The following is a 3,096-nucleotide window of genomic DNA, read 5'->3' on the forward strand; positions in this document are numbered from 1 at the left end:
TTTTGGTTACAAGCTTGGCTTCGTTCCGGCCCGTGATGGAAAGGAAACTCCTTCGCCGGGGTCGATAACCTGACCGATGATGTCGTGCGCGATCGATGCCCCTGGATGACTTTAAGTGAGGCCGCTCCTTGCGCGAGCAGTGGCTGAGCGGCGGCTACCGGAACCGCTTTAATCTGTATCCCAGGGAGATGATTTCGAGTCCCTGAGCATCTTCTCGAAAATGCGAGTGGCGGGTGTCTCGATGCGACCAGGTACTTTGAGACGCCACAGCGTGCGTTCGATTTTGACATCGCGCACTGCCACCGTTCTCAAGTGTCCCAGCTGGACCTGATCCCGAGCTGCTACGGCCGAGACTATGGAGACGCCCAGTCCGGCCGCAACCACCTGCTTGATCGCCGCGGTGCTGCCGACTTCCAGAGTGCGGAGCGGCTCGACAGAGCGAGACGCGAGCGCCTGCGTCACCACTTCTCGGGTGCCGGAGCCTTGTTCACGGACGAGGAGCAATTCGTTCTCGAGCCGCTTGACGTCGATCGGTTGGGTTGCGGAGGCGAAAGCATGATCGGGGGCAACAATGAGATTCATGACGTCGGTCCGCCACGGTTCGGCAATGACGTTTGGCACGTCGATTGGACCTTCCACCAACCCGATATCGATATCCTGAGATGCCATCTGCTCAGCAATGTCTTGCGTATTGGCGCTGACAAGATGGAGGTCGATGGCAGGATAGGCGCGATTGAACACCCCCAGGTAGCGCGCGATCATATAGGTTGCGATTGTCGTGCTGGCTCCGATCCGCAAAGAGCCGTTGTGCAATCCACGCAGTGCAGCAAGCTCTTGCTCGGCCGCGCGCTCCACAGCAAACAGCCGTTCCGCATGCTGGGACAGAGCCAATCCTTCCGCAGTCGGCACCACCCCCTTTGCGGTTCGGTTAAGGAGCCGGCATCCAACCTGCAGCTCGAATTCGCGAACCCCCTTCGACGCTGCCGGCTGGCTGATGTTCAGAATTTCTGCCGCACGTGAAAAGCTCCCGGTTCGCGCCACGGCCGCGAACATGCGCAGGAGGTGAAGATTGAGTGACATAATCTCTCTCTATAGGCGCATGCGAAATCGGTATTTTCTATTTCGGGTCCTGTAACGCACATTCCGTTCTCATTGAAAGGGGTGGCGCGGTGAAGGGAATAGATTATTGGGCCCGGCTCCGTGTAGCCGGCCGGTCAACTGAGCCTGACAAAAGCGTCGAGCCCGGTTCAATAGGGCAGCCGTCCGCATCAGGCGCGCCGCTGTCGTCACGTTCCCATTGCCTGGACATCGCGAGGTGCGATGCGGCTCTTCTCCTGTTGACCTGACACTCTGCCGATGAATAACGTCGCAACGCTCCAGCCGCTTGATCCGGCAAGCTGCAAATCTTGCCATAACCGAGTGGGAAGCCCAACCGGCTCGGTCGACCCGAACCGGTTGGAACTCGACACCCACCCGGCAGACTCAGGGTACCGCCGGTAAATAAGCAAAATGAGGACTAAGCCATTGTCTCAATCTGGCCGGATCATCAAGGCTGAGTGCCTGCTCGTTGCTGTGCCCTTTCAATCCGACGCAAAACCGGTTTGGGCCTTCACCAGCGCGCCGAAGAACACGTTCGATACTCTGTTTGTAAGGCTCGAGACCGATACCGGCCTCGTCGGTTGGGGCGAGGCTTTCTCGCGCACCGAAGACCGTTCGCTCAAGAGCCTTATAGAGACTCGCATTTTGCCGCTGGTGATCGGGGAGGAAGCCCGACGCATCGGCCAGATCAAGCACAAGCTCGAGTACGGCTTGCAGAATTTCGGCCGCGTCGGGCCAACGATGTACGGGATCTCCGCCATCGATATTGCGCTGTGGGATATCGCTGGCAAGGCGGCGGGGGCGCCGCTAGTCGATCTGCTTGGCGGTCCCTTTGCCGATCAAGTGGAGGTCTATGCAAGTCTGCTGCGCTACGACAGCGAGGAAGGGGTCGCTCGCGCCGTTACGCGCGCAATCGCAGAAGGCTACCGCTACATCAAGCTGCATGAGATCACGTATCCCGAGATTGCTGCGGGATGCGAGGCCGCGAGAGGGCAGGCCGCGATAATGCTTGATGTGAACTGCCCCTGGTCGGTGTCGGAGGCCTTAGCCATGGATGCTCAGCTTGCCGGGCTTGACCTTCTCTGGCTCGAGGAACCTGTCTGGCCACCAGATAATTTTCGCGGCCTTGCCCGTTTACGCTCCGAGAAGCGCCACCAGATAGCGGCCGGAGAGAATGCTGGCTCGTTGCAGGATTTCGTCGCCATGGCTGACGCTGGCGCTATTGACATCGCCCAGCCTGACGTGGCGAAAACCGGCGGCATCACCGAATTGATGAAGATCGCCGCCTTCTGCGAGGGGAGCGCGATCCAATTTGTTCCTCATTGTGCGCTCTTTGGTCCGGGACAGATTGCCACTGTCCATCTCAACGCAGCGCAGCGCAGCGTGCCCTTGCTTGAAAGGCTTTACTGCGACTTTGAGGCCGAGTTCTACAATGGAGCGACACTGCCGACGCGCGGAAAGCTGGCTGTCCCGACCGCATCAGGCCTGGGCATCGAGCCCGACCAGACCGTTTTAGAGCGCTTCCGCGTGGATTAGCACGAGACTTTTTAACGGCAGCTGATCGACCTCAGCCATCTCGGTCAGAACGAGCGCCGATTTCAGCTGGACTGGCCCGATCGGGAACCTGGCTCTATAGGGCGTGGCTCGGGTACCCGAACCATTTGCTACTCGAGGGAACTGGACGACGGCGAAGCCTCGGCCGAGGACGCCTATGTGGTTGAGACCAACCGCAAGCTCAGAGTCTATTGTCCCGATAGGGAGGTGGACAGCACAGGTACTGCGCCTTTTTCAGGTCAAGAACTCGGCGGCGCAGCCGGAGGACCCAAACCTGCACTTCCTCGACATGCATGTGGAGCGTACCTACGTCCGCACGAACATTGGCCAGACGGTATGATCACTATGACCATCATGCTGGCCGGCAACATGAGCATAGTCCCGTCCAGCTAATGGTGCCGCTGCTAGCGATGACCACTCTTCCGGAAGCTAGCCGACAATCTA

At 59.1% G+C, this 3,096-nt stretch carries 2 protein-coding genes; one reads left to right on the plus strand and one right to left on the minus strand.

Features of this window, described 5'->3' with window-relative positions; translation table 11 throughout:
- Positions 1 to 168: 168 nt before the first annotated feature.
- On the minus strand, positions 169 to 1,080 hold the full coding sequence (locus ORS3428_RS07665; protein WP_071096139.1) for a LysR family transcriptional regulator: 912 nt from the start codon (positions 1,078 to 1,080) through the stop codon (positions 169 to 171).
- Positions 1,081 to 1,524: 444 nt separating this feature from the next.
- Here ORS3428_RS07665 and ORS3428_RS07670 point away from each other — a divergent pair, with 444 nt between their 5' ends.
- Positions 1,525 to 2,634 (plus strand): mandelate racemase/muconate lactonizing enzyme family protein, encoded by a 1,110-nt coding sequence (locus tag ORS3428_RS07670; RefSeq protein ID WP_172833655.1) that lies wholly within the window; start codon positions 1,525 to 1,527, stop codon positions 2,632 to 2,634.
- Positions 2,635 to 3,096 lie beyond the last annotated feature (462 nt).

It is taken from the genome of Mesorhizobium sp. ORS 3428, assembly GCF_001854785.1.
Classification (GTDB): Bacteria; Pseudomonadota; Alphaproteobacteria; order Rhizobiales; family Rhizobiaceae; genus Mesorhizobium.

What these genes read in the sequence shown, in the direction of transcription:
- ORS3428_RS07665 (WP_071096139.1), bottom strand. Translation starts at nt 1,080, where the DNA reads ATGTCACTCAATCTTCACCTCCTGCGCATGTTCGCGGCCGTGGCGCGA.